Origin of the sequence: Leptospira bandrabouensis (genome assembly GCF_004770905.1) — a bacterium.
Classification (GTDB): domain Bacteria; phylum Spirochaetota; class Leptospiria; order Leptospirales; family Leptospiraceae; genus Leptospira_A; species Leptospira_A bandrabouensis.
The window spans coordinates 484,221-507,286 of sequence record NZ_RQHT01000014.1 but is presented as its reverse complement, the minus strand read 5'-3'; the positions used below and the strand labels follow the sequence as shown (position 1 = coordinate 507,286).

The following is a 23,066-nucleotide window of genomic DNA, read 5'->3' as shown; positions in this document are numbered from 1 at the left end:
CGGGATTCTTTTGGGATGGATTTAGGGTGTGTGCCAGATGAGAAAAATTCCAGAATTATTACTTCCTGCCGGAAATTTAGAAAAATTAGAAATTGCTTATCTATATGGTGCGGATGCCGCTTACTGCGGAGTTCCTAGGTTTTCTTTAAGAGCTCGTGAAAATGATTTTACCATGGAAGCTTTAGAAAAGGGAGTCACCCTTGCCAGACAACTTGGTAAAAAAATTTATTTTACAGTAAACAACATTCCAAGAAATTCCAAACTTCCTTCTTATCCAAAGTATTTGGATCAAATGGCTGCATTAAAACCTGATGCTTTGATTATGGCTGATCCTGGATTGATTCTGATCACAAAAGAATCACATCCCGAACTTGACATTCATATTTCTGTCCAAACGAATACGATGAATTATGCGGCTGTTAAATTCTGGAAAAAGTTTGGTGCCACTCGTGTGATCCTTTCTCGTGAAGTATCTATTTCGGAAATTGCTGAAATAAAAAATGAAGTTCCTGATATGGAAATTGAAGTGTTTGTACATGGATCAATTTGTATTGCTCATAGTGGTCGTTGTTTTATGAGTAATTATTTTAAAAAACGAGATGCAAACCAAGGTTCTTGTAACAATGCATGTCGTGATTTGTACAAAGTGTATGTCACAAATCCGAAACAAAATGATGAACCAATGGAACTCATTACCGATGAGGAGGGAACTTTTTTAATGAATTCCAAAGACCTTCGTGCGATCGAGTTTTTACAAGAGTTATGTGATGCTGGTGTTGATTCTTTGAAAGTAGAAGGTCGAACCAAAAATGATTATTATGTAGGAATGGTGGCTCGTAGTTATCGTCATACTTTAGATAACATTGCTCGTGGAGAAGGTTTTGATCGGAAGTGGTTAGAAGAATTGGATAAAGTTTCTTCTAGAAAGTATTTTTCAGGTTTTTTAAGCCGTGGGATGGAAGACAAAATTCCTGAAGAAGAAAGGAACTTTCAAAACAATGAATTTGGAACTAGTTTGCAAATGAGCCAAAAGTATGCAGGTTTTGTAAAAGAATATAAACCGGATACAAAACGGATTGTCATTGAAGTAAAAAATAAAATTCAAAAAGGGGATTTGATGGAAGTCATTACAGCGACAGAACCCAACCCTTCCACTTTCACGGTGGATCAAATTTTTTATAAACAAAATCCGGTAGAAGTGATTAGCGGTGGGATGGGAACTGTGGAGTTGGAAGTTCCTTTTGCCATTCCCTCTCGGTCGTTTTTAAGTAAAAAATTGTAGTATAATGAATTCAAATCCAACGCGAAAGGGATTGTAGCGTAAATCCTGCAATGCAATAGAAGTTAGGTGGAATAAATTGAAATGGAAAAAAAATCCTTCTGTTGCTTTGCAGATTGCAGCGGAAAGCCAGGTCCAACACCTTTAGGTGTTGGATTCGCACGAAAACTTGAGAAACTTTACGCTGAGAACTGTTAAGTCTAAATAGAAACAAGTAGGGTCTTTTGTGAAAAAAAAATATATATTGATGATCTTCATTCTATTTGCCTTCCTTTTGCAGTGTGGCAAAGAATCTAACAACGAATCTACACCGACGGTCGAAGCGGAAATGCGTTCTATGGACATGCCTATGGAAAAAAAAGTGGCGACCTCTACCTCGCGCACGGATGACGCCATCGAACCGCCGTCAGTTGAAAGCCAACTTGGACAAGTATTTGTTCCTATCCAAACAACATCAGAAAGATTACTTGAATACCAAGTCCAATTGAGTTACCAAACGCAAGACCTAATTAAAACGAGAAAAGATATCCTCGGTTTTATTACAAAGTATGGTTACATTGAAAGTAGTTCTGCTGTGAATACGGACTCACCTTACATGAGTTTACGAATTCATATTCGATCTGAAAAATTATATGAAGCTTTGATAGAATTGGATACGTATGGTGTATTACTTAATGAAGATATATCGACTGTAGATCATACAGAAGGTATGGTTTGGCAAAAGATAAAATCAAACCGAGAAAAAATTCGTTTAGTGAGACGATCAATTGCAAACAACCAAACTTCGGCAAATTCCAAAAATTGGCAGGCAATCGAGGAAGCAGTCACTGATAGCGAAAATAATTTAGATAGTTCGGAACATGAAATTTGGAAAATAAAAGATAGAGTTAAATGGGCAACATTAAACATAAATTTTTCCACTCCAATCCCTGCTGATAAAGTTCAAATTCCAACTTATAAAAATGCCTTTGTTGGAATTTTGAATTTATTTTTAGAGTTAACCTACTATTTGATTTGGATGATTCCATTTTTACTATTAGCAGGTATCTTGTATTTTCCTTTGAAAAAAATATATTTTTACTTTAAAAAATAAAGTAAAGAAAGGATGGAACAGAAGGGACTTATTCTTTTAAAGAGGAATGTCCTTTCTATATTTTGATTTAACTATTCACAACTTCCAGAAGAAAGATTAAATTCTTTTTTTTCTTCTGGGTCTGAGATGGTTTTTCCATAATCACTTTGGAGTTTAAAACATCCCATTCTGCTTTGTTTATTTGATTTTTGAAAACAATCACAAACGGCAGAAATTTTTTCTTTTGTATTTAGATTGGAATTTATTTCGGGAGTTCCGGCTAATGATTGTTCGCATTTTTGAACGGACAAAAGATAGGATTCGTATGATTTAGATCCTTTTTTTAAATCCGAAACATGTTTTTCCCTTAATGATAAACATGATTTTTTATCTGCCGCGTTCTCGGTTGTTTTGCCTTTTTTTAAACATTCACAAAGTTCGTTTGCTTTGGTTTCTGGGTTTGCAAAGATTCCAAAGTGGATCAATAAAGACAGGGTCAGAGTCAAAAATATTTTTGGTTTCATTCCGGCGATTGTAGCTTTTAAAATGGAATGTCAATTCGGATTCTTATTGTTTATTTAAAGAACAGGATTCTTTTTGAAAAAAGAAAAATTGCTTACCATGAAATTTCATAGTAAGCAAACGATTCTTATTGTTAAATGGTTTGGTAATTTCTGATCCAAGATTCTGATTTTTCTGGATCATCATAAAAATGTTCCGTTTCCTTTCCAAATCTTCTTTCATATTCATTAATTTTGTAACTATCATGATGGCAATGAACGGCTGCGATACATTCGGTTCCGTTTTCAGAGGTTAGTTTTAAATCTTTAGCTTCTTCAAATAAATCTAAATACCCAATGCGCCAATTGTATTTACTAAGAAGCAACGGAATTGTATCTCTGTATGATTTGTGCGCCGAAACTGTCGCTGGATTTAGTCCGTAAAAATTCACAAAGATTTTAAATTTTGTTCCCTTAGGAATTTCTTCAAAAGTTTTTTCTAAACCTTGTTTCCATTTGGTAACTTCTGTCTCTGTGACGGCACCTGAAATGCGTGTAGTGATTAACGCTGTTTCCTTTTCCCATTTTGTATAGATTTCATGATTCATACTATTTTGACTTAAGTAGAAACCCCAGTATCAAAAAAAACATTTTTGTTAGAATGATTCTAGCTATCTTGCCAAAAAAACAGGTTTTAAAACTCTTACCTTATTGGCTAAATCGTGGGCTTCTTAAGAATATTTTGATATTCGTAAGCCATAATTTAAGTAATAACTTCGGGAAATTTTTATGCAGCGTAATTCCATTAAATTCATTTTGTTGTTGAGTGGTGCATCCATTCTTTTTGTTATCAGTTGTTTGGTGGGAACTGTTGCTTATTATTTTGGACAACAAAAGATAAAAGAGGCTTATATAGGACAAATGCATGGAATTGTAGGTGTTGTCGGCCAAGAGATTGATGATTTTTTTCTAAATCATGTCAATGTGATTAAAACAGTAGCCAATGACCAAAGAACTATTGCTTCTCTAAAAACTGGAAAACCAATTGCACAATCATACTATAAAGAAATGAGCGATCGTTATGGAGTGTACGAAAATATTTATACTCATACTTACGACAATGATCCTAGAGTTGTGGCCGATGCGACTGGAATTGCAATTGGATGGAAAATGAAACCAGAAGATATGGATCCAGAAGAATTAAAAGCAGGAAAAGAAAAACGATATTTTATTGGAAAACCGATTCTAAATCCTCTCACTAACTATCCAGTCGTTACGATTACTTATCCAGTTTACGATAATGGAAAACTAATTGGAAATGCAGGGATTGCACTTTCATTAATGGGTTTAACTGATAAGATAATCACTAAAATTAAAATTGGACGTGATGGGTATGTTCTTATTGCAGAAAAATCAGGATCTCTCATTGCAATAAAAGATAAAAGTCAAATTCTTAAATATGATTTTTCAAAAGATGAATCAGGTCTACGTATGTTGAACTTGAAAACGAATGAGGTTTTAGAGTTTGATTATTTAGAAAAGGATCATCTGGCAGTGAGTTACCGCTTAGATAATTGGAATCTTGTTATCCTTGCCATCCAACCAAAAGATGAAATCAAAGAAGCACTTTTTGAATTACTAATAATCATCGCTATTTCTTCCTTAGTCATTGCATTCGTATCAATTTGGTTGTTATATATTTTATTAAGTAAAAGATTAAACCCTTTAGAAGATGTAAGTCATATTTTTAAAGAAATGTCTGAAGGGAATTTAACATCTTCCATCAAGGTTGTATATGATGATGAGATTGGAAGAATGGGAAAAGGCCTTAATACTTTTATATCTAGTTTAAGAAAATCATTTGAAGAAATTCAAAGAATTACAATGGAACTTGCCTCGGCATCAGAGCAGCTTACTTCCTCTTCCAATAACTTTGCAACTGGAGCGCAGTCAACGGCAGCTTCTTCCGAGGAGATGTCGGCCACTGTTGAGGAAATGTCTGCTGGTATGGATTATATCGCTGCTTCCACCGAAAGACAGTTTGGAAATTTTACAAACTTTCATTCCAAAATTCGCGAATTATCGGAAAGTATCCGTAAAATTGGATCAGAGATAGAAAGCACTTTGAAATTAGCTGAATCGATTTCCAACCAAGCCAAAAAAGGGGAAGAGTCAATTCAAGGTATGAGTCAAATGATCGAGAATATTCTTCATTCCTCAGGTGAGATGACCGCTATCATTCAAATCATCAATGAAATTTCTGACCAAACTCAACTACTTGCTTTGAACGCTGCAATTGAAGCAGCAAGAGCAGGGGAAGCAGGAAGGGGGTTTGCTGTGGTCGCAGATGAAATCTCCAAACTTTCCGAAAAAACAGCATCATCCATAAAATCCATTGGAACGATGATTACTAGGAACAATCGAGAATTGGATTCTGGTGCAAATGCCATCCGATCTTCTGCTGAAACATTACGTAATATCATTCAGAATGTGGAAACAGTTAACTCAGCTATGAATAAATTGTATTCAATTACTTCTGCCCAAGAGTCCATCAAACGAGAAGTTGATGAAGGTGCAGAACAAATGGGATTAGATGCGGAGACAATCCAACTTTCCACAAATGAACAGAAAAAAGCAGTCAGAGAAATCTCAGAAGTTATTATACAAATCAACGAACATACGTTAAGTACTGCTTCTGGATCAGAAGAGATGTCATCTTCGGCGCAAAATTTAGCGTCCACTGCAGAAATCTTAAAAGGGATTACCGACCGATTTAAGTTATAAAAATGGTTCGACATAGAATCAAAATTTGCCATAGTTTTTACCAAATCATTGTTTTGAGGGTTCTATGGCCAATTTCCTTAGAGGTTTATGTTTTTTCCTTACGTTACTTTTTTTGTTTCAATGTTTAGGAAGTCGTAGACCACTCGTTCCATCTTACGTCGACCCGCAAGGTAGTTTACGTGATTCAGCCATTGGAAAAAAATATATGGTGGCTACTGGGAATCCACTGGCTACAAAAGTCGCTATCAAAGTTTTGGAAAGTGGTGGCAATGCAGTTGATGCAGCAGTTGCCGCATTGCTTGTGTTAAACGTTACTAATGGTGAAGCTGCCAGTTTCCCATCGGTAGCACCTACCTTAGTTTATGATCAAAAAACAGGCCAAGTAAAAAGTTATATAGGTGCTGGGACTGCACCAAAAAAGGCAAACATCGAATGGTTTAAAGAAAACGGATACGATGTGATGCCTAAAAATTCGATTTTAAGTCAATTATTGCCAGCTTCCCCAGATGTTATCGTACGTTTGTTACAAGATCATGGAACCAAATCTTTTTCTGAATTAGTGCAACCGGCAATCGAAGTAGCGGAAGAGGGATTTCCTGCCAATCGTATCCTTGTTAAAAACTTAGATTTACCTTTATACAAACGTTTAGGTTTTACAATCATCATGCCTTATAATTCTGAAGTGTATTTGGAAAAAAAATGGTGGTATGGAATTCGGGAAGGGGAACTAACCAAACGATCAGATCTTGCTAAAACTTGGCGATCTATGGCAAATGAAGAAGTTGTATCTCTTAAAAAAGGAAAAACTAGAAAGCAAGCCTTAGAGTCTGTAAGAGATTATTTTTACAAAGGACCTGTGGCAGATGCTATCGTAAAATTACATACAGATAAAAATGGACTTTTTACTAAAGATGATTTAGCAAATTATTCAGGCGGTTGGGAAAAACCAGTTTCTGGGGAATTTGGAGAATATAAAATTTTATCTAACCAAACATGGACACAAGGGCCTGTAGTTCCAATGGTTTTGCAACTGTTAGATGGTATTAACTTAAAAGCTATGGGTCACAACTCACCAGAATACATTCACACAGTATCACAGGCAATTGAACTTGTTGTCGCAGATAGAGAAAAATACTTTGGAGATCCAAAATTTTTAGATGTTCCTTTAGAAGGTTTACTCTCAAAAAAGTATGCTAGTTTAAGACGCCAATTAATTCAAAAGGAAGCCTTTGGTAAAACTCCTCCTTTTGGGAATCCTTGGATCTTTGATTCCAAAAAAACTACCTCTTCGAATCTACAATTTAATGAAACCAAAGACCAAACTGTGAGTGAAATCAAATATGGAAAAGATACAACTTATTTAAGTATCATTGATGCAGCGGGTAATGCAGTTTCTCTGACTCCAAGTGATTTTCCTCAATCACCAATGGTTCCAGATACTGGATTAACATTGGGTATACGAATGACTCAGTTCCGATTGGATCCAAACCATCCCTCTTCTCTGGCACCAGGAAAACGACCACGAATCACTCCAAACCCTGGTATGGTTTTAAAAAAGGGAAAGTTATGGATGAGTTTTGGAACTCCTGGGGGAGATGTACAGAGCCAAGCGATGATCCAATTTTTTTTGAATGTCATTGTTTTCGGAATGGACCCACAAAAAGCAGTGGAAGCACCTAGATTTCGTTCGGTGAACTGGCCTGATAGTTTTTCACCACATACTTACCGTCCAGGTGGAATTGAATTAGAAGAGTCTCTTTATGTTTCAGTATCTGATTCCCTAAAAGAAAAAGGCTACAAGGTTTATAAAAAAGGTCATTTAGATAATGATTTTGGTGCCGTATGTGCTGTGTTAAATGAAGGAAAAAAATTAATAGGTGTAGCTGACCCTAGAGAAGAATCTTGGGCAGAAGGAAAATAGATTTTATATAATGACAAAAATACTTCTGATTGAAGATGAACCGGGAATTCAGGAAACCATTCAAATTACATTAGAGTCAGAAGGATTTTTTGTTTTTCTCGCTTCCACAGGGAAAGATGGAATCCAATTAGTCTCAAAGGATATATCTTTAATAATACTCGATATTGGATTACCTGACCAAAATGGATTTGAGGTATTAAAAGAAATTCGTAAATCCTTTCAAACACCTGTTATATTTCTAACTGCTAGAAATACTGAGATTGATAAAGTATTAGGCTTGGAAATTGGGGCAGATGATTATATAGTTAAACCTTTTAGTCCTAGAGAACTTTTGGCAAGGATACGTGCTATATTACGAAGGACAATACCAACTCAATTTGTTGAAGAATCAAAATTTAGAATTTCATTGGATAAGAAGTTAGTATATTTCAATGGAAAAACATTAAATCTTTCTCCATACGAATACAAAACGATGGAGTTGTTCTTTAGGTGGCCAGGTAGAATTTTCACTAGAGAAGAAATTATGGACAGTGTTTGGACAGAACCAGAAGATAGTTTCGACCGCGCAGTGGATACTGTGATCAAAAACATCCGTGCCAGGTTTAAAGAATTGGACCCAGATTTTGATCCCATTGAAACAAGAAGGGGACAAGGATATGGATTAAAGGAAAAGATATGAACCTTTGGATTCGAATCATCATTAGTTTTTTTTTATCCTAAGTATTGGTTTTTATTATTTAATCGATAAAACAGAAGATTCAATACGACCTCGCTATATGGAAACTGTCGAGGAATCTTTAAACGATACAGCTCATATTTTGTCCGCAGTGGTAGAGGAACAATTAAAACAAAATCCTCGTGCTTTTGCAAAGTTTCAAAACACCCTACATTCCCTTTTTTCTCCTGTTTTCGAAAATACCAACAAACGATCTTTTAATGCAAAAATATATTCTCTTTTAAAAACCAATACTGATATTCAAGTTTATATTACAGATGAAAAAGGAATTGTCATATTTGATTCGGAGGTATACCGAAAAGGTCTCGACTATTCAAAGTTTAATGATGTATATTTGACTCTGCAAGGTAAGTATGGAGCAAGATCTAGCAAACTTTTGGATAAGGAAGGAGAGGGAGCTTTATTTGTAGCTTCACCCATTCGATTCAAAAACCGAATTGTTGGAGTGCTTACTGTGATTAAACCCAAAACAGGTGTAATTCCTTTCATAGAGGAAGCAAAACGAAAGTTTTGGCGTATTTCACTTCTTGTAGCATCTGCGATTGCTATTTTATTTAGTTTGTTAGCGTATTTATTTTTTCGACCCATTCTAAGTCTGTCTCAATATGTAACTTCCCTTCGAAAGAAAGAAAAGGCGGTTTTTCCCAAAATTGGAATTCGTGAGTTGAATGAATTGGGGAAAGAAGTGGATTTACTTGTAGAGGAAATTGAAGGAAAAAAATATATAGAATCGTATGTACAAACCTTAACACATGAAATTAAAAGTCCACTTTCTTCCATATTAGCGTCTGTCGAACTTTTACAATCTCATCCAAACGAATCTATCCGGCTTACCAAAAATATTCACGAGGAAGCAAAACGAATTCAAAATCTCATTGAACAAATGTTAGAGCTTTCTTCTTTAGAAGGTAAAAAATCTATTTCTTTAGATGATAGTATTCTTTTGTATGATTTGGTTCAGGAAGTATTAGTAAATTTCCAATCAGAAATGGAATGGAAGTCGGTTCAAATTTTTGTTCATTGCGAAAATAGAAAGTGGGAGCTAAAAGGAAATCGTAATTATTTATATTTGGCTATCGAAAACTTAATTAGAAACTCAATCGATTTTGCAAATAAAAACGATGTCATCAATATCGAAATCAAGGAAGGATCGGAAGGTTTCCTAAGATTTTCTGTTTTAGACGAAGGCCAAAAGATCCCTGACTATGCGTTAGAGCGGGTAACTGAAAAATTTTATTCTTTGCCAAGACCAACAAATAACCGTAAAAGTTCTGGTTTAGGTCTTAGTATTGTAAGCCAAATTGTGGATTTGCATGGAGGTACATTAGAGATCCAAAATCGGGAACCTCGTGGAGTCTCCGTATCGATAGGGTTTCCAAAAAACTAGATCCTCACAGAATCCTCACATTTAGAACATAAAAGACTCACGAAAAGATTCTATCCTAAGGATAGGAGATTTTTATGAGTAAATTACAAACATCTGTCAACCTTCGGCTAGCCATACTTGGTGGTATGGTTTTATTATTTATCATTCCATTGGCAATGATAGGTTCCTTGATCGAAGAAAGAAATTCCGCTAGAAACGAGGCTGTAATCGAAGTTGGCGAAAAATGGGGAACAAACCAAACGATTCTTGGCCCTATTTTGATGATTCCATATAACGTGAGGATTCCCAAATCAGGTTCCACAAAAGAAAAAGATAAATGGGATTATATGACAGAGTATGCTTATTTTTTACCCGACGAATTGGATTCTGTTGTAGATATGAAAACGGAACTTCGTAAAAGAAGTATCTATGAAATTCCATTATACACAAGTAAGGTGAAGATAACTGGAAAATTTTCATCAATTTCATCTTCTGATTTTCCAAATGACACAACATATATCTATTGGGATGATTCACGATTGATTCTTTCTGTTTCCGATTTGAAAGGACTTGGCGGAGAAATGAAACTATCTTGGTCAGGAAAAGAGAAAAAGTTTTTGCCAGGAACTAGGTCCTCTCATTTACCATCGGGACTGAATGTTCCTATCATTTTGACAGATTCCGGAAATTCGCATCCATTTGAAATCCAGTTAGAAGTAAAAGGATCTGATTCGTTTTCTATGATTCCCATTGGAAAAAAATCTAAATTATTTATGAGTTCTGATTGGAAAGATCCATCCTTTAATGGAAATCTTTTGCCAAAAGATAGAAGCATTCAAGAGGATGGATTCTCTGCTGTATGGGAGTCATCATACTTTGCCAGATCCTATCCGCAAGTGATCCATTCTATGGATGATTCCATTTTGAATACAATTTTGAATTCAGGTTATGGAGTGAGTCTTGTGATTCCTGTAGATCATTATCTAAAGATGGAAAGGTCTGTAAAATACGGACTTCTTTTGATTGTTACAAGTTTTGCATTATTTTTCCTAATGGAGGTGTTTGGTGGAGTTTTGTTACACCCTATCCAATACATTTTAATTGGTTCGGCAATGGTTTTGTTTTACATTCTGAATTTATCTTTTTCCGAACACTTTGGTTTTTTACCTGCATACATTGTGTCAAGCGCTGCAGTGACTGGACTCATTGGGTATTATGCAATCCATGTTCTACGAAACAAAAAAAAGGGACTGATCACTGCCTCTTATTATTTAGTTCTGTATTCGTTTTTATATGTGATTTTAGCTTCCGAAGAACAAGCGTTAATTTTGGGATCTTTGGCACTGTTTTCGATTCTAGCTTTTGTGATGCATTTTACTCGTAAGGTGGACTGGTATCAGTTTGGTTTGAAAAAGGAAGTCTAAGGAAAATAAATAAGAAAACGATTATCTAAATTAGATATAATGTTTAAATAAAAAAACCTAACAGAGAAATACATCTCTGTTAGGTTTTAACAATTTCTACTCGAAATTATTATATGTTTTTGTTAAAAGAAGAGAATTACTCTCCCCAAACAACCACACACTCACGGTAGAAAAGGCCAGTAAGGATTGATAAAGATTCTCTATCAACCACAGCAATTTTTTTGATACCACCATCTTTCGCAGCTTGATCAATAGAATGACCTGCTCCGTAAAATAAATAGTTGGCAAGAACAAATGAAAAACTGCAGGACTTACCTGATTTTTCTACTTTCGCAGATGTTAAAGTATTTCCAGTTGCATCTGCCAAAACATGTTGGCTTGTAACATTGATTAAAGCTCCAGGGATAGGGGTAGTTAGACAGTTCGCAAAAAAAGCCAAACTAAAAATGGCAAGTAAAATGTATTTCATAATTATTCTCCTGATACAATTGTGCAGTAGTTACGGAATAAACTGGTTAGAATGGAAAGGGATGAATGGTCAATCGTTGCAATTTTATTAATTCCGTTTTTGTTTGCAATAGATCCAGCACCTGCATCACCCACGCTAAAAATATAAAGAACTGTGAATTGGCATCCTTTTGCTTCTTTAGTTGCCTTTACATTGTTTTCTGGGTTGAAAGTTCCAGCAAATTTTGTAGAAGAAAAAATATGCCCGTGAGTTGGGCCAATCGCACAATTTGCGAATAAAAACACAGAAAGTAAAGAAATAAATACTAGTTTCATTTTCATTGGTAACTCCGATTAAGACCCTTTAACAATTGTACATACTCTATGGTATAAAAAACCACCTAAAACTCCAAGTTGTTCGAAATCTACGAAAGCAACTTTTGTGATGTTTGCTGATTTTTTAGCAGATTCAATGGAGGAATCGCCAAAAGAAAACAAATAAAGGATGGCATGGTTGCAACCACGGCCTTCTAGAGATGGTTCTGCATTGATTCCAATTGGGCCAGGTACATTTGACTTATGGAATACTGCTCCACCCTTAAACTGTACGCCTTGGGTCGCATATTCTCTAGTTGGGTTAGTATTTGTATTAGGTGAATACTGCGTCATCATCGAAGCACCTGTACAATTTTGGGTTAGTAGTATGATTGTGAGTGAGATTGCAAAAAAAATGCTCTTTTTCACATGATCCTCCTGATTAATTTTTTAGCTACACTAGCAATTGTCATGTTAAGTGTCAATCGTCTTGAAAATTTTATTAAAAATATAACAGGACGTTTGTGGTCTTGTAGCGGAAAAGCTGGTTTTTAAATTATAATATACTATGTTAGGTTTGTGGAACCTAATAGATGTATTGTGGATTGTGAATTATTGCATCAATTTCCTATTTTTTTTAAAAAAAACGAAAATTCTCTCCCATCAGAATCATTGCACTTCCATATCGAATTTGTTTGGATCTGATTTCCGCAGGTTCGTGCAAATGGGTGGGAAAGATGCGGTCCGAGAGTTCTAGATTTTTGGAAAAGTTCTAACGAATTCTTTTGATTTCCAATAAAAAAAGCTTTTTCCTTCCCTTTTCCTTTCGTCTCATTCAAATAGTGAACTGGGTTCAGTAGCCATCTTTGGGCAGAGAGGGACGTTTCTTGCCAAACTACCCATTTTTTGCAAGATGGCATTAAAATGAAACTAGGTGACTAAGAAGGTACTGTTTGTTCGCTAAAATTTTTTCCCCCAATAAGGTAATGACCATTTCCGACGACCTTTTCACGGAAGTGATGTTAAGAAACAACAAACGTATGTTCATGTCGTTTCTTTCGATCCTCGCTCTTGCGAACGTAGCGACATTATCCATTAAAATAGCAGGGAAAGGGTCGGATTACTTAACCTATCAGAGCATCTTGGTGGAATTCGTTTTAGCCACCACCATATTGGTTGTCGGATATTTACTTTCTAGTCGATTAAAAACACATTGGTCTTCGAGTTATATCTCTATCACTGGTGTGACTTTATGTTTGCTCGTGTTTCAGTATGTGATTTATGGCGCAACCGAACTTGCAGCTACTTTCTATATTTCTTTTGTTCTCAGTGTTTTATATTTTAATCGAAATGCCTCCATTTATAATTTTATCTTAATTATCGTTTCTGAGATCCTATTGTTTACCTTAAGACCAGAACTAATTCCAGGTGGACCGAAAAGTAATATCATTGTTAGGTTTCTTATTTTTGTTTGGGTAGGAATTGGAGCGACTGTTGGAGCCACTGCCACTAGAAATCTTCTGAACTTAGCTGTGGAAAAACAAAAAGAAGCTAAGAAGGCTTTAGACAATTTAATGAATATGGCGAAAACCATTCGCCAAACCATTGATCTTATGAAAGAACAGATTAAAAATCAGGACACCATATCGGATGAACTGAAACATATATCTGAACACCAAGCTTCCTCGCTTTCTGAAATTTCTACATCTTTATTGGAACTATCATCAAAAGCAGATTCGAACAATAAAATTGCCAAATCTCTCTATAACGAATCAGAAGTTTCGATTCAATCCGTAAATGATTTAAAAGCAATCAATGAAACTGTTCAAACTGGAACAGGGAGAATTTATAAAAATTTAGATGTAGTTATGAGTTATTCGAATGATACATCGGAACATATCCATCTCTCCATCAATAAGTTCAATATTTTACAAGAGAAAAGTACAGAAATTTCAGAGTTTGTTTCCGTGATTAATGATATTGCTGACAAAGTAAATTTATTATCTTTGAATGCGGCCATTGAAGCAGCAAGAGCTGGTGAACATGGTCGGGGATTTGCAGTCGTCGCGGAAGAGATTTCAAAGTTAGCTGAGGCGACAACTCGTAATTCCAAAGAAATTTCAAATATCATCCAAGAAAATCTTTCTCTCATTGGTGAAAGTAGCGAACTCATCAATCGATCCTCTGATCTTATGGGAAAATTGGATTCTGCCATTGGAATCATCAAAAATGAAATCACAGGTGTTGGATCCAAAATTGTAGAAATTGATAAGGCGATTGAAACCATCGATAACCTAAACACGAGGATTTACGAAACTAGTAAAACGATCGAAAATTCTACAAATTTCCAGAAGATTGCAACAGAAGAGTCTACGAAAATAACAGCAGATATATCCGAATACGCTGCCAACATAGTCGAAATTTCCAAACAAATTTCAGATAGTAGCAAATCGACCGGAGGAATCATTGTTCAGCTTGATTCTTTGGCCAAAGAAATGACAAATTAACAATGGATTTGCGGAAAAATGAGCTCCTCTACCAATAAGGCCGGCTAAGGTTGGACTCAGATAAAAAGTGAGTAGAAACTCATTTCCTAGTTGACCGATTTTTTTTAGTACGTAATGTCCATGAGTTGTGTACTTTCCCAGGTCTATGAATCGATATTGTTGCCTTGTTCTTTTTTCCTTTTTGGTATTGCTTTCTGTGGTGACGCCGAGTTATCTTTTGGCTCAGGAATATGCTCCCAGCGCGGGCTGTGAAAAAGATCCCCCACCTAAAAACCTTCCCTTTCCCATGGATGTAAGCAAACAACTCTGTAAAAAAGACATCGAGGACAAAAGAGAAAGTTGGTATCTCACCGGGTTGCCATTGATTAATTCTGATCCGAACGAAGGGATTGGTTACGGGGCACGAGCCTATGTCTATGAAAATGGAAAAAAATCTGACCCACTTTTTTATTACACACCATATCGCATGCGTGTGTTTGCCCAATATTTTAATACCAATAAAAATGCACAGTATCACCAAGTCAGTTTGGATATGCCATTTATCGCTGATACACAGTGGAGGCTTCGAGCTGACCTCTTTTTGACGATTACACCAACCACACTATATTTTGGTATTGGTGAAGACACAATGAAACCTTTATCTTATTTGGATCGAAACCAACAAGATGGAAGGCATATCATCAATGCAAGTTATATCGATCAGGAAAATAACCTAACTTACTATCGACCAGGGACTAGGTCCGATCCAATTAGTTTTGGAGGTAAAACCTACTCTGGGTTTCCACCAGCTCCTGGATATGTAGTCACAGATAAAATGTACAATCGTTATACGATAGAAACACCGATGGCTACTACGAGTACGGAACGTTCGTTTGTGGGTGGAACGGTTAGACTTGTTGCTGGTTTAAAATTTTCTAACAATATAGTTAGAACCTATGACGGTAGGTTGGCACGAGGTGTAGATCCTATCCTTGGTGGTGAACATACAGCTGACGTTCCTAATGGAAAAACACGTCTTACAGAAGATTATGAGGCCAAAAAAATAATTGGATATAACGGTGGTTATGTAAACGCTCTACGTGTTGGTCTTGTTTATGACACAAGAGATTTTGAACCAGATCCTAACTCTGGAATTTTTGCAGAAGCAACCTATGAGAAACATACGAAGGCCATTGGATCTGATTATAGTTATCAAAAATACTTTGCTCAAACAAAATTGTTTTGGAGTCCATTCCCAAAGGTATTTGATAAATTAGTCATTGCTAATCGATTTGGTTTGGGTGTCACCGATGGAGAGGCTCCCTTTTATGAATATAGAAATATGTGGGGAACAGAAGGACTTGTGGGGGGACTTGGAGGTTTAAGAACCATTCGAGGTTTCAAACAGGATCGATTTGTGGGCCGGGCAATGGGTTGGGGGAATACGGAAGTTCGTTGGAAATTTGCAGAAGCCAAATTTGGAGATGAATTTTTTGCCTTTAACTTAGTGCCTTTTTTTGATTATGGTCGTGTTTGGGACGACGAACATAAATTAGGTTGGAAAGGGTATGCCTATTCACGAGGGATCGGCTTACGTATCGCCTGGAACCAAGCCACCATCATCATGATTGATTACGCAAAATCCAGGGAAGATGAGCAGTTGTTTGTCAACTTTAGCCATGTATTTTAAGTTAAATTATGGTTTTCAAATATTCTTCAGGGCTTAATCCAATGGTATTTTTAAAATCTTTTATGAAATGTGCCTGATCATAATATCCAAGGTCTAAAGCCATTTCTGCATAGTGGATGGTTTTGTCCTTTTCCATTCGTTCCGCCACTTCTTGGATTCGAAATCGTTGGATGACCCATTTGGGACTGACACCTACATACTCTCGAAAAAGTCTTTGTAAACCACGAAGACTGATTGAAAAGAGTTTTGTGATTTGATTTACGGATTGGATAGTCCTATCTTCTTTGATTTTATCTATTATGTTATTGATTAATAATATTTTTGGATCCTGTTCTGGTAGTATATTTTCTAACCAAGTTTCTATGATTTTAATTCTATTTTCCTCTGCTTCCGTTTCAAAGATTTTTGTTTCGAGAGAATCAATATTTTCTAAGGTAAGATCTGAAACGGGAATGGTTTTATCTGTGAGAGTGGATATGTTTTTTTGGAAGAAAGGATAAAAACCTCCCGGCCTAAATTTGATTCCGAATACGGATCCTTTTCCTTGTAATAAAGTAGAAAATCTACCTTTGGTGACTCCAAATAATTTTGAATTCCCTTTTTCGAATACAATGTGTACGCTTGGGTAGGGAAGAGTTTCTGCAAGATAAGGTTCTTCGTTTCCCAAATCCCAGCTAACAGTCCAATAGTGTTCAATGAAAAAATCTAATCTTCCATTGGCAAAAAAACGATTGTGTTTAGTGATTCGGTTGGCTTTGGTTTGACGTAGTACTCCCCGAGTAGGTTTTCCTTTTTCCTTCACCATAGTACTTATTTATCGTTTTGTCGCATTTTTACAATCCAAATCCTAGTTTATTTGTTATCTTTCTCTTAGGAGTAAAGAAAACAATGCAGACCACAAATCAAATGAATCATAATCTAACATTGAGTCTTACAAAAACCATTCCATCGAGTTTAGAACGTATTTGGGAGATACTTACAACCCCTAAGTACATTAAAGAGTTTTTATATGATACGGATGCGATTTCCGATTGGAAAGAGGGAAGTTCACTTATTTTTAAAGGTGTTTGGGAAGGAACTCCTTATGAGGAAAAAGGAAAAATTCTAACTTTCCAACCTCCTCATACATTTAGGTATTCCTATTTCAGTGATTTTTTTGGATTACCAGATCTACAAGAAAACTACTCTATTATAGAAAATAAGTTAACATACGCAGACGGATTGGTTACGATTCACTTAACTCAAACAGGGTTTACCTCAGTAGAAAGAAGAGACCATTCCATAGAAAGTTGGAAACAGTGTTTAGACATAATCGAAAAAATGGTAAAAACCTTGCATTGAGAACCACAGTCCTGGTTTTGTTTTCCTTGGGAAAAAAATATTTTCTCAAATTGTGGTTACCAATTTTCCTTTATTTTAGGGATTTTTTCGTCTTTATTTATGTATGTTTTCTGCGAATGCATCCATTAGAAATTACATTCGAGAATTTTCGCTCCAGGTTACTGTATTTCTACTTTATTTCATCGCAGGAAAACTAAGTCTAAATCTTTCTTCCATAGATGGATACAGCACACCCGTATGGCCTCCAGCGGGTTTTGGACTTGGCTTTGTATTATTATTCGGCAATCGCGTTTGGTTTGCACTATTTCTTGGTGCCTACTTCACCAACACAACACATCTCCCCACTTTAGAAACTTTGATAGAGTTTTTAACTTCTGACCCACAAAATATAACAATTTCATTGGGAAACGCAACTTCAGCTGTAATCGGATCCTATCTATTAAAAAAATATTCGAATTCAAATTTGAATATTTTTCAAGCAAATGAGATTTCACATTTTTTTGTTTTTGCGGGGCCAGTTACTGCATTGGTTTCTTCCGTGATTGGAAGTTTATCTCTATTATATTATAAAATTATCTACTTTGAATTCCTTTTTCAAACATGGTTCACTTGGTGGATGGGGGATACGATTGGAATTATCATTTTTACTCCGCTGATGATTCTAATTTATAAATGGTACAAGGGTGAAGAAAAACTTTTAAGATTAATTATTTTTGCCTCTGCAACAATGAGTACTTTTATTTTTACCTTATCGATATTCTTTTTAACTCGTAATTGGGAAAAAGAATTCATAAAATATCGAATCAAATCCGATGGACAAATCACTTCTGCGGGTATTGAGAATCGATTATTAGATAATATAAAAGTTGTGAAAGGACTTGGTTCGTTTATTTCATTAACAGATAATTTAAATCGTAAAAATTTTGATGCGTTTTCTAAAGGTGTTCTTGAAGAAACTGACAGTGTTACCACATTGTCTTGGAATCCTTGGCTTAAACATTCTGAACGTAATAAAGCAGAAGCAAAATTAAAAATCGATTATCCTGATACGATTGGAATTTCGATACAAAAAACTCAAACTCTAATTTCTTCTCCGAAATATGATGATTATGTATATATTAAATATATTTTCCCATATTTAGAAAACAAAGATGCAATAGGATACAATTTGCTTTCTGACTTAAGGAGGAAGGAGGCTCTTTTTCGCGCAAAAGAAAAACAAGGTTTTGATATGACTGGTAAAATCAGTTTTGTACAAAGTAAGGATAAAGACTCTGGTTTTTTAGTTTTTTATCCAGTTTTGCGATCTAATGGTGAGTATGGATTTGCCACTGCAGTGATCCGTATTTCATCAATCGTAGAAAAAGCACTCATCGGAAATGACCAGAATCATCTCTGTGTCAAAATGGAAGAGGTAAACAGTCCTTATCACCAAGAAATAATTTCAAAAAATTGTTCTGACATGGAAGAGAAAATATTTTCTGATTATTACCATGAACATCAGTTAACCATTGGTTCCCATATTCTAAATATCAAAATAGTGGCAACAAAGGAATATTTTGAGAGGAATCTTTCCAATGCATCTCAATTTTTGTTAATCATCTCCTCTTTATTAACAGGTTTACTTGGAATATTACTTCTTATCATTATGGGTAAGGAGAAAAGTATTCAGGAGATAGTTGAAAAAAGAACATTCGAACTTGAAAAAGCAAATCGGGTTAAGTCTGAATTTTTAGCAAATATGAGCCATGAAATCCGCACTCCAATGAATGGTGTGTTGGGTATGTTGACTCTTCTCGAACAAACAAACATTGATGCAGAACAAAAGGACTACTTAGATAACGCTGAAAAATCAGTATTATCTCTTTTAACTATCATCAATGATATATTAGATGTATCAAAATTAGAAAACAAAAAATTAGAAATTATTCCAAGACCTACTAATATAAATAAGTTATGTAAAGATGTAACAAACATATTTTTAGCTGATGCAAAGAAAAAGAATTTAAATTTAACTATGAATGTAAGTGGTTTGGAACCAAATTTATTCATTCTTGTGGATGGGAATCGACTTCGACAAGTATTAATTAATCTAATTGCTAATGCTTTAAAATTTACAATTACTGGGTCTGTCAGTTTGTATGTTCACTTAAGTGACGATAAAAAGTATATAATTTTTTATGTCAAAGATACTGGGATTGGAATTTCAGAAGAAAATATCGAAAGGTTATTTAATCGATTTGTTCAATTGGAAGATTCTAGAACCAAAAAATTTGAAGGTTCTGGACTAGGACTTTATATTTCAAAACAACTTATCAATTTGATGGGTGGGGAAATTAAGGTATTTAGTGTTTTAAATGAAGGATCCACATTCCAATTTTCTATCCCTTTCCAAGAAACTGACCAAAAGGAAGAAACTTTGGGTAACATCGACCCCATGTTGGTTAGTTCTGGAAAAAATTTTCATATTTTGATCGCAGACGATAATTTATTGAATCAAAAGTTTATGGTGAAAATTTTTCAAAAAGAAAATATTAAAGTGAGTGTTGCATCCAATGGACTTGAAGTTATCCATCTTTTGGATGATTCACTGGCTCATTTGAATGACCGGTTTGATATGATACTTATGGACATTCAAATGCCAGTACTTGATGGATTGGAGGCAACCAAACTCATTCGAAAAAGAAATGATTCCTATCGTGATATTCCGATAATTGCGATCACTGCGAATAGTATGGAATCTCAATTGAATGAATATTTGGAAAACGGTATGAATGATTGTGTTAAAAAACCAATTATACTTTCAGAACTTCTCTCCGCTGTTTACAAAAATAGGGTTTAATCATTCTTAGGTGGTATGGTTTCCAAAGAACTAAAAAAACTAATGCCAAAATATTACGGCATTAGTGAAATTGCCAAAAAGGATGCCATGATCACTAAGTGGATGAGTCCATGAAGTGATGTGGTTCTTCCTGATCCAAAGGTAAAACTTCCGGCCAAAAATGTGACCATCAGAAACACAATTCCTTTTGTATCCAATCCTAAGGTGAGCGGTTTATCAAATAACAACGAATAAAGGCTCACTGCAGGAATTGTTAACGCAATACTTGCCGCTCCAGATCCTAATGCTAAATTCAAACTGGTTTGTAGTTCATTGATTTTTGCAGCATTCATGGCAGCCAATGTTTCCGGTGCAAGGACTAGTATCGCAATTACAATTCCAACAACTGCTTTCGGAGCACCTAATGCGGAAATTGTGCTTTCGATGGTAGGACTTAAAATTTTTGATAAACCGACAACAGCAACTAGTGAAAAGATAAGTGATATAAAACTAGTCACTGCTCTTTTTTTTGTAGGTCTGTTCGTAATTTCTTCCACAGAAGTTTCATTCTCTCCTGCCGAAAAAAAATTCTTATGCGATTTAGTTTGTGACCAAACAAGTGATCCATATAAAACAAGAGAGGCTAAAGAAACAAAAATCAATTGTCCTGCGCTATATGTTCCTTTGTTTGTAGTTGTAGTATAGATTGGTAAAATTAATGTGAGAGTGGAAAGTACGGCCAAAACTCCAAGCAAAGCAGTTGTTCCCACCGATTGAAATCCCAATTCTTTATGTTTTAACCCACCTAACAGAATACAGATTCCAATAATTCCATTGGTTACAATCATCAAAGCTGCAAAGACGGTATCTCTAGCGATTTGCGGTGAATCGGCAGTATCATTGCTCATTAAGCTAACAATCAATGCCACTTCAATGACAGTCACTGAAATTGCCAAAATCAAAGTTCCGAGTGAAGGGCCTACTCGTTCTGCAATGACTTCAGCGTTATGAACGGCGCTAGAAATTCCAACGGCTAAAAATACCACTGCGAATGCAATGAGAAGACCTTCGCCTATGGGTACTAACATGGTAAAAATCAAAACGATAAAGGAAGAAATGGAAAGCCAATCATTCGATGTGAATGTTTTTGAATTTAACATAAAGTTTTTTAGTTTATTAAAATCCTTTCCTAGGCTCAAGACTTTTGCAAATACTTTAATGTGCAATCAAATCCACTCTTTTGCCATCTTTTAAGGAACTTAGGGCGCCTCGAATTTTTTGTAATATCCCGATTCTTACAAGACACGACCGGGCTTTTCGTTCCAATCTCCGCTTCGCTTCGATTTCCACTGCAATCCCTGGCGCGGGGATTGTTTTGAAATTCCTTCACTTTGCCATCTCTTCTTAATTTTAGGAATGACAATTTCTAGTATCCGCTTTACTTATGTTTGTTGCTTTCTATGAAAACAAATGGTTCAAATCGAAAAAAATTTCCAACGTTCAAAGACCTTCGGAAAGCTTTTTCCCTCTTGGTTTGTCTTTTTTCATTTAATGCCTGTCTTCTCAATCCTATCGTTCATAATCTTCTTTTTCCAGAAAAAGATTCCTCTTCGAAATCATTACTGGCCCTTTGGGCTTTACTAGCAAATGCGGAATCCACTGTAGAGTTAAATCACACTTGGGCCGGAATTCGCAAAGGGGATAGTTTACAGTTAGAAGCAAAATATTATATGTTCGGATCAAAAGTCGATACATCATTTCAATGGTCTAGTAACAACAACTCTGTAGCGACAGTAGATGCCAATGGATTTGTACAAGGTATCGGCAATGGAAAGGTAATCATCACTGCTACCACCGCTGATGGCAGGGCAAAAGCTGATTGTGATATTACAGTTTTTACAGGTTACGTTTATACAAGTTTAGATCTAAACGACTCAGTTGCTTTTCTCACTATGAATCATAACACAGGTATGTTGTCCCATTATGGTTCTTTTTCAACTGGAAATGGACCGACTGGGATTGGAGTGGAGCCATCAGGTAAATTTTTGTATACTGGTGATTTTTACGGCAACACGATCTCGCAACATTTAATTAACCAAACGACAGGGGCTTTGACTCAGAATTCTCCAACCACAGCAGCAGCTGGAAATAGTCCTCGCAACCTTGTGATCACGCCAGATGGAAGGTATTTGTATTTGGCTTCTGAAGGCACTCAATCCATCCACGCCTTTGCAATTAACGGAGATGGTACTCTTAGCTTTCTTAATTTTTATAACACTTCCATTGTACATTCACAAATTCAAATTTCAAGAAATGGAAATTTTATTTTTTTTATGAATCCTTCTGTAACAGAGGTTACTTCATATCGAATCGACTATGCTAATGGAAGTCTATCACAAGTTAGCATAAGTCAATCTTTTCCCAATGATGGATCCGGTCATATATCAACTCACCCCAATGGCAAATATATATATGTTGGATCCTTTCCTGCAGTTACAGTCCTAAGTTTTGATAAAAATACGGGCAACATGAGTATCGTGGATTCTGTTTTTCATGGTAAAAGTATCAACAGTACTGCAATTCATCCCAGTGGAAGTTTTCTTTATTTAGTTCATATCAATGAAGATACAATTTCTTGTTATACAGTAGATTCCAAAAGTGGTAAAATTTCCTATTCTTCTAATGTATCTACTTATGCTTATAGTAGCATTCGATTTATGATCATTGATCCAACGGGACGATTTGCATATGTCGCTGCAAACGGCGGAAATTTAATTCAATATAGTATCAACCAAACTACTGGGGAACTGATTCTTTTGGGAACAGTCGATATAGGTGCGGTTCAGTGGAATTTAACTTTTCTATAGATGTTCCAATCTGAAAA

The 23,066-nt window shown here is 35.5% G+C and carries 19 protein-coding genes; 12 read left to right on the top strand and 7 right to left on the bottom strand.

The genetic code is table 11. The features are described 5' to 3' along the window. The first annotated feature begins 28 nt into the window (after positions 1–28). Together EHR07_RS09530 and EHR07_RS09525 are read left to right on the top strand one after the other, a co-directional pair. Positions 29–1,282, top strand: coding sequence for a U32 family peptidase C-terminal domain-containing protein (locus tag EHR07_RS09530; RefSeq protein ID WP_135744873.1), 1,254 nt, complete (start codon positions 29–31; stop codon positions 1,280–1,282). Between the two features lie 244 nt (positions 1,283–1,526). Then, complete coding sequence (locus tag EHR07_RS09525) at positions 1,527–2,372, top strand: DUF4349 domain-containing protein (RefSeq protein ID WP_135746242.1); 846 nt, start codon at positions 1,527–1,529, stop codon at positions 2,370–2,372. 71 nt (positions 2,373–2,443) lie between these two features. Here EHR07_RS09525 and EHR07_RS09520 read toward each other — a convergent pair whose 3' ends face one another. Both EHR07_RS09520 and EHR07_RS09515 read right to left on the bottom strand, forming a co-directional pair. Further along, positions 2,444–2,875, bottom strand: a complete 432-nt coding sequence (locus tag EHR07_RS09520; RefSeq protein ID WP_135744872.1) for a hypothetical protein — start codon at positions 2,873–2,875, stop codon at positions 2,444–2,446. A gap of 131 nt (positions 2,876–3,006) precedes the next feature. Continuing rightward, the gene (locus EHR07_RS09515; RefSeq protein ID WP_135744871.1) at positions 3,007–3,459 is read right to left on the bottom strand and encodes a hypothetical protein; all 453 of its coding nucleotides are present in this window, start codon (positions 3,457–3,459) and stop codon (positions 3,007–3,009) included. 181 nt (positions 3,460–3,640) lie between these two features. Here EHR07_RS09515 and EHR07_RS09510 point away from each other — a divergent pair, with 181 nt between their 5' ends. The 5 genes from EHR07_RS09510 (at position 3,641) to creD (ending at position 11,082) form a co-directional block, all read left to right on the top strand. Further along, a complete protein-coding gene (locus EHR07_RS09510) occupies positions 3,641–5,635 on the top strand; it encodes a methyl-accepting chemotaxis protein (RefSeq protein ID WP_135744870.1) in 1,995 nt (664 codons plus the stop codon). 64 nt (positions 5,636–5,699) lie between these two features. Then, on the top strand, positions 5,700–7,556 hold the full coding sequence (locus tag EHR07_RS09505) for a gamma-glutamyltransferase family protein (RefSeq protein ID WP_135744869.1): 1,857 nt from the start codon (positions 5,700–5,702) through the stop codon (positions 7,554–7,556). Positions 7,557–7,566: 10 nt separating this feature from the next. Further along, positions 7,567–8,235, top strand: coding sequence for a response regulator (locus tag EHR07_RS09500; RefSeq protein WP_135744868.1), 669 nt, complete (start codon positions 7,567–7,569; stop codon positions 8,233–8,235). A 61-nt stretch (positions 8,236–8,296) separates the two neighbouring features. Continuing rightward, positions 8,297–9,679, top strand: coding sequence for a two-component system sensor histidine kinase CreC (gene creC, locus EHR07_RS09495; protein WP_420871227.1), 1,383 nt, complete (start codon positions 8,297–8,299; stop codon positions 9,677–9,679). Between the two features lie 74 nt (positions 9,680–9,753). Further along, positions 9,754–11,082, top strand: coding sequence for a cell envelope integrity protein CreD (gene creD / locus EHR07_RS09490; protein ID WP_135744866.1), 1,329 nt, complete (start codon positions 9,754–9,756; stop codon positions 11,080–11,082). A gap of 136 nt (positions 11,083–11,218) precedes the next feature. On the opposite strand, the gene EHR07_RS09485 is transcribed toward creD, so the two are convergent. The 3 genes from EHR07_RS09485 to lsa14 are packed head-to-tail and all read right to left on the bottom strand — an operon-like array spanning position 11,219 to position 12,273. Further along, positions 11,219–11,551: a TRL domain-containing protein gene (locus EHR07_RS09485; RefSeq protein WP_135744865.1), complete on the bottom strand. Its 333-nt coding sequence runs from the start codon at positions 11,549–11,551 to the stop codon at positions 11,219–11,221. Between the two features lie 2 nt (positions 11,552–11,553). Further along, on the bottom strand, positions 11,554–11,871 hold the full coding sequence (locus EHR07_RS09480) for a TRL-like family protein (RefSeq protein ID WP_135744864.1): 318 nt from the start codon (positions 11,869–11,871) through the stop codon (positions 11,554–11,556). 12 nt (positions 11,872–11,883) lie between these two features. Then, positions 11,884–12,273, bottom strand: a complete 390-nt coding sequence (lsa14, locus tag EHR07_RS09475; RefSeq protein WP_135744863.1) for an adhesin Lsa14 — start codon at positions 12,271–12,273, stop codon at positions 11,884–11,886. A gap of 524 nt (positions 12,274–12,797) precedes the next feature. Between lsa14 and EHR07_RS09470 the strand changes: the two genes are divergently transcribed. Both EHR07_RS09470 and omp85 read left to right on the top strand, forming a co-directional pair. Continuing rightward, positions 12,798–14,351, top strand: coding sequence for a methyl-accepting chemotaxis protein (locus EHR07_RS09470; protein ID WP_135744862.1), 1,554 nt, complete (start codon positions 12,798–12,800; stop codon positions 14,349–14,351). A gap of 145 nt (positions 14,352–14,496) precedes the next feature. Continuing rightward, positions 14,497–16,020 carry an Omp85 family outer membrane protein gene (omp85, locus tag EHR07_RS09465; protein WP_135744861.1) on the top strand — a complete coding sequence of 508 codons (1,524 nt, stop codon included), beginning with the start codon at positions 14,497–14,499 and terminating at the stop codon, positions 16,018–16,020. A 1-nt stretch (position 16,021) separates the two neighbouring features. Here the strand turns inward: omp85 and EHR07_RS09460 are convergent, their stop codons facing one another. Then, positions 16,022–16,825, bottom strand: coding sequence for a DUF6597 domain-containing transcriptional factor (locus EHR07_RS09460; RefSeq protein WP_135744860.1), 804 nt, complete (start codon positions 16,823–16,825; stop codon positions 16,022–16,024). Positions 16,826–16,908: 83 nt separating this feature from the next. On the opposite strand from EHR07_RS09460, the gene EHR07_RS09455 reads away from it, so the two are divergent. Both EHR07_RS09455 and EHR07_RS09450 read left to right on the top strand, forming a co-directional pair. Continuing rightward, a complete protein-coding gene (locus tag EHR07_RS09455; RefSeq protein WP_135744859.1) occupies positions 16,909–17,361 on the top strand; it encodes an SRPBCC family protein in 453 nt (150 codons plus the stop codon). A 103-nt stretch (positions 17,362–17,464) separates the two neighbouring features. Further along, the gene (locus tag EHR07_RS09450) at positions 17,465–20,203 is read left to right on the top strand and encodes an MASE1 domain-containing protein (protein ID WP_135744858.1); all 2,739 of its coding nucleotides are present in this window, start codon (positions 17,465–17,467) and stop codon (positions 20,201–20,203) included. Between the two features lie 53 nt (positions 20,204–20,256). On the opposite strand, the gene EHR07_RS09445 is transcribed toward EHR07_RS09450, so the two are convergent. Continuing rightward, entirely contained in the window at positions 20,257–21,342 is a 1,086-nt protein-coding gene (locus EHR07_RS09445; RefSeq protein WP_135744857.1) for a calcium:cation antiporter, read from the bottom strand. Between the two features lie 300 nt (positions 21,343–21,642). Between EHR07_RS09445 and EHR07_RS09440 the strand changes: the two genes are divergently transcribed. Then, the gene (locus EHR07_RS09440; RefSeq protein WP_135744856.1) at positions 21,643–23,049 is read left to right on the top strand and encodes a beta-propeller fold lactonase family protein; all 1,407 of its coding nucleotides are present in this window, start codon (positions 21,643–21,645) and stop codon (positions 23,047–23,049) included. The last annotated feature ends 17 nt before the right edge of the window (positions 23,050–23,066 follow it).

What these genes read in the sequence shown, in the direction of transcription:
- EHR07_RS09515 (WP_135744871.1), bottom strand. Translation starts at nt 3,459, where the DNA reads ATGAATCATGAAATCTATACAAAATGGGAAAAGGAAACAGCGTTAATC.
- EHR07_RS09440 (WP_135744856.1), top strand. Translation starts at nt 21,643, where the DNA reads ATGAAAACAAATGGTTCAAATCGAAAAAAATTTCCAACGTTCAAAGAC.
- EHR07_RS09505 (WP_135744869.1), top strand. Translation starts at nt 5,700, where the DNA reads ATGGCCAATTTCCTTAGAGGTTTATGTTTTTTCCTTACGTTACTTTTT.
- EHR07_RS09500 (WP_135744868.1), top strand. Translation starts at nt 7,567, where the DNA reads ATGACAAAAATACTTCTGATTGAAGATGAACCGGGAATTCAGGAAACC.
- EHR07_RS09520 (WP_135744872.1), bottom strand. Translation starts at nt 2,875, where the DNA reads ATGAAACCAAAAATATTTTTGACTCTGACCCTGTCTTTATTGATCCAC.
- EHR07_RS09455 (WP_135744859.1), top strand. Translation starts at nt 16,909, where the DNA reads ATGCAGACCACAAATCAAATGAATCATAATCTAACATTGAGTCTTACA.
- omp85 (WP_135744861.1), top strand. Translation starts at nt 14,497, where the DNA reads ATGAATCGATATTGTTGCCTTGTTCTTTTTTCCTTTTTGGTATTGCTT.
- EHR07_RS09445 (WP_135744857.1), bottom strand. Translation starts at nt 21,342, where the DNA reads ATGTTAAATTCAAAAACATTCACATCGAATGATTGGCTTTCCATTTCT.
- EHR07_RS09450 (WP_135744858.1), top strand. Translation starts at nt 17,465, where the DNA reads ATGTTTTCTGCGAATGCATCCATTAGAAATTACATTCGAGAATTTTCG.
- EHR07_RS09480 (WP_135744864.1), bottom strand. Translation starts at nt 11,871, where the DNA reads ATGAAAATGAAACTAGTATTTATTTCTTTACTTTCTGTGTTTTTATTC.
- EHR07_RS09510 (WP_135744870.1), top strand. Translation starts at nt 3,641, where the DNA reads ATGCAGCGTAATTCCATTAAATTCATTTTGTTGTTGAGTGGTGCATCC.
- EHR07_RS09485 (WP_135744865.1), bottom strand. Translation starts at nt 11,551, where the DNA reads ATGAAATACATTTTACTTGCCATTTTTAGTTTGGCTTTTTTTGCGAAC.
- EHR07_RS09525 (WP_135746242.1), top strand. Translation starts at nt 1,527, where the DNA reads ATGATCTTCATTCTATTTGCCTTCCTTTTGCAGTGTGGCAAAGAATCT.
- creD (WP_135744866.1), top strand. Translation starts at nt 9,754, where the DNA reads ATGAGTAAATTACAAACATCTGTCAACCTTCGGCTAGCCATACTTGGT.
- EHR07_RS09460 (WP_135744860.1), bottom strand. Translation starts at nt 16,825, where the DNA reads ATGGTGAAGGAAAAAGGAAAACCTACTCGGGGAGTACTACGTCAAACC.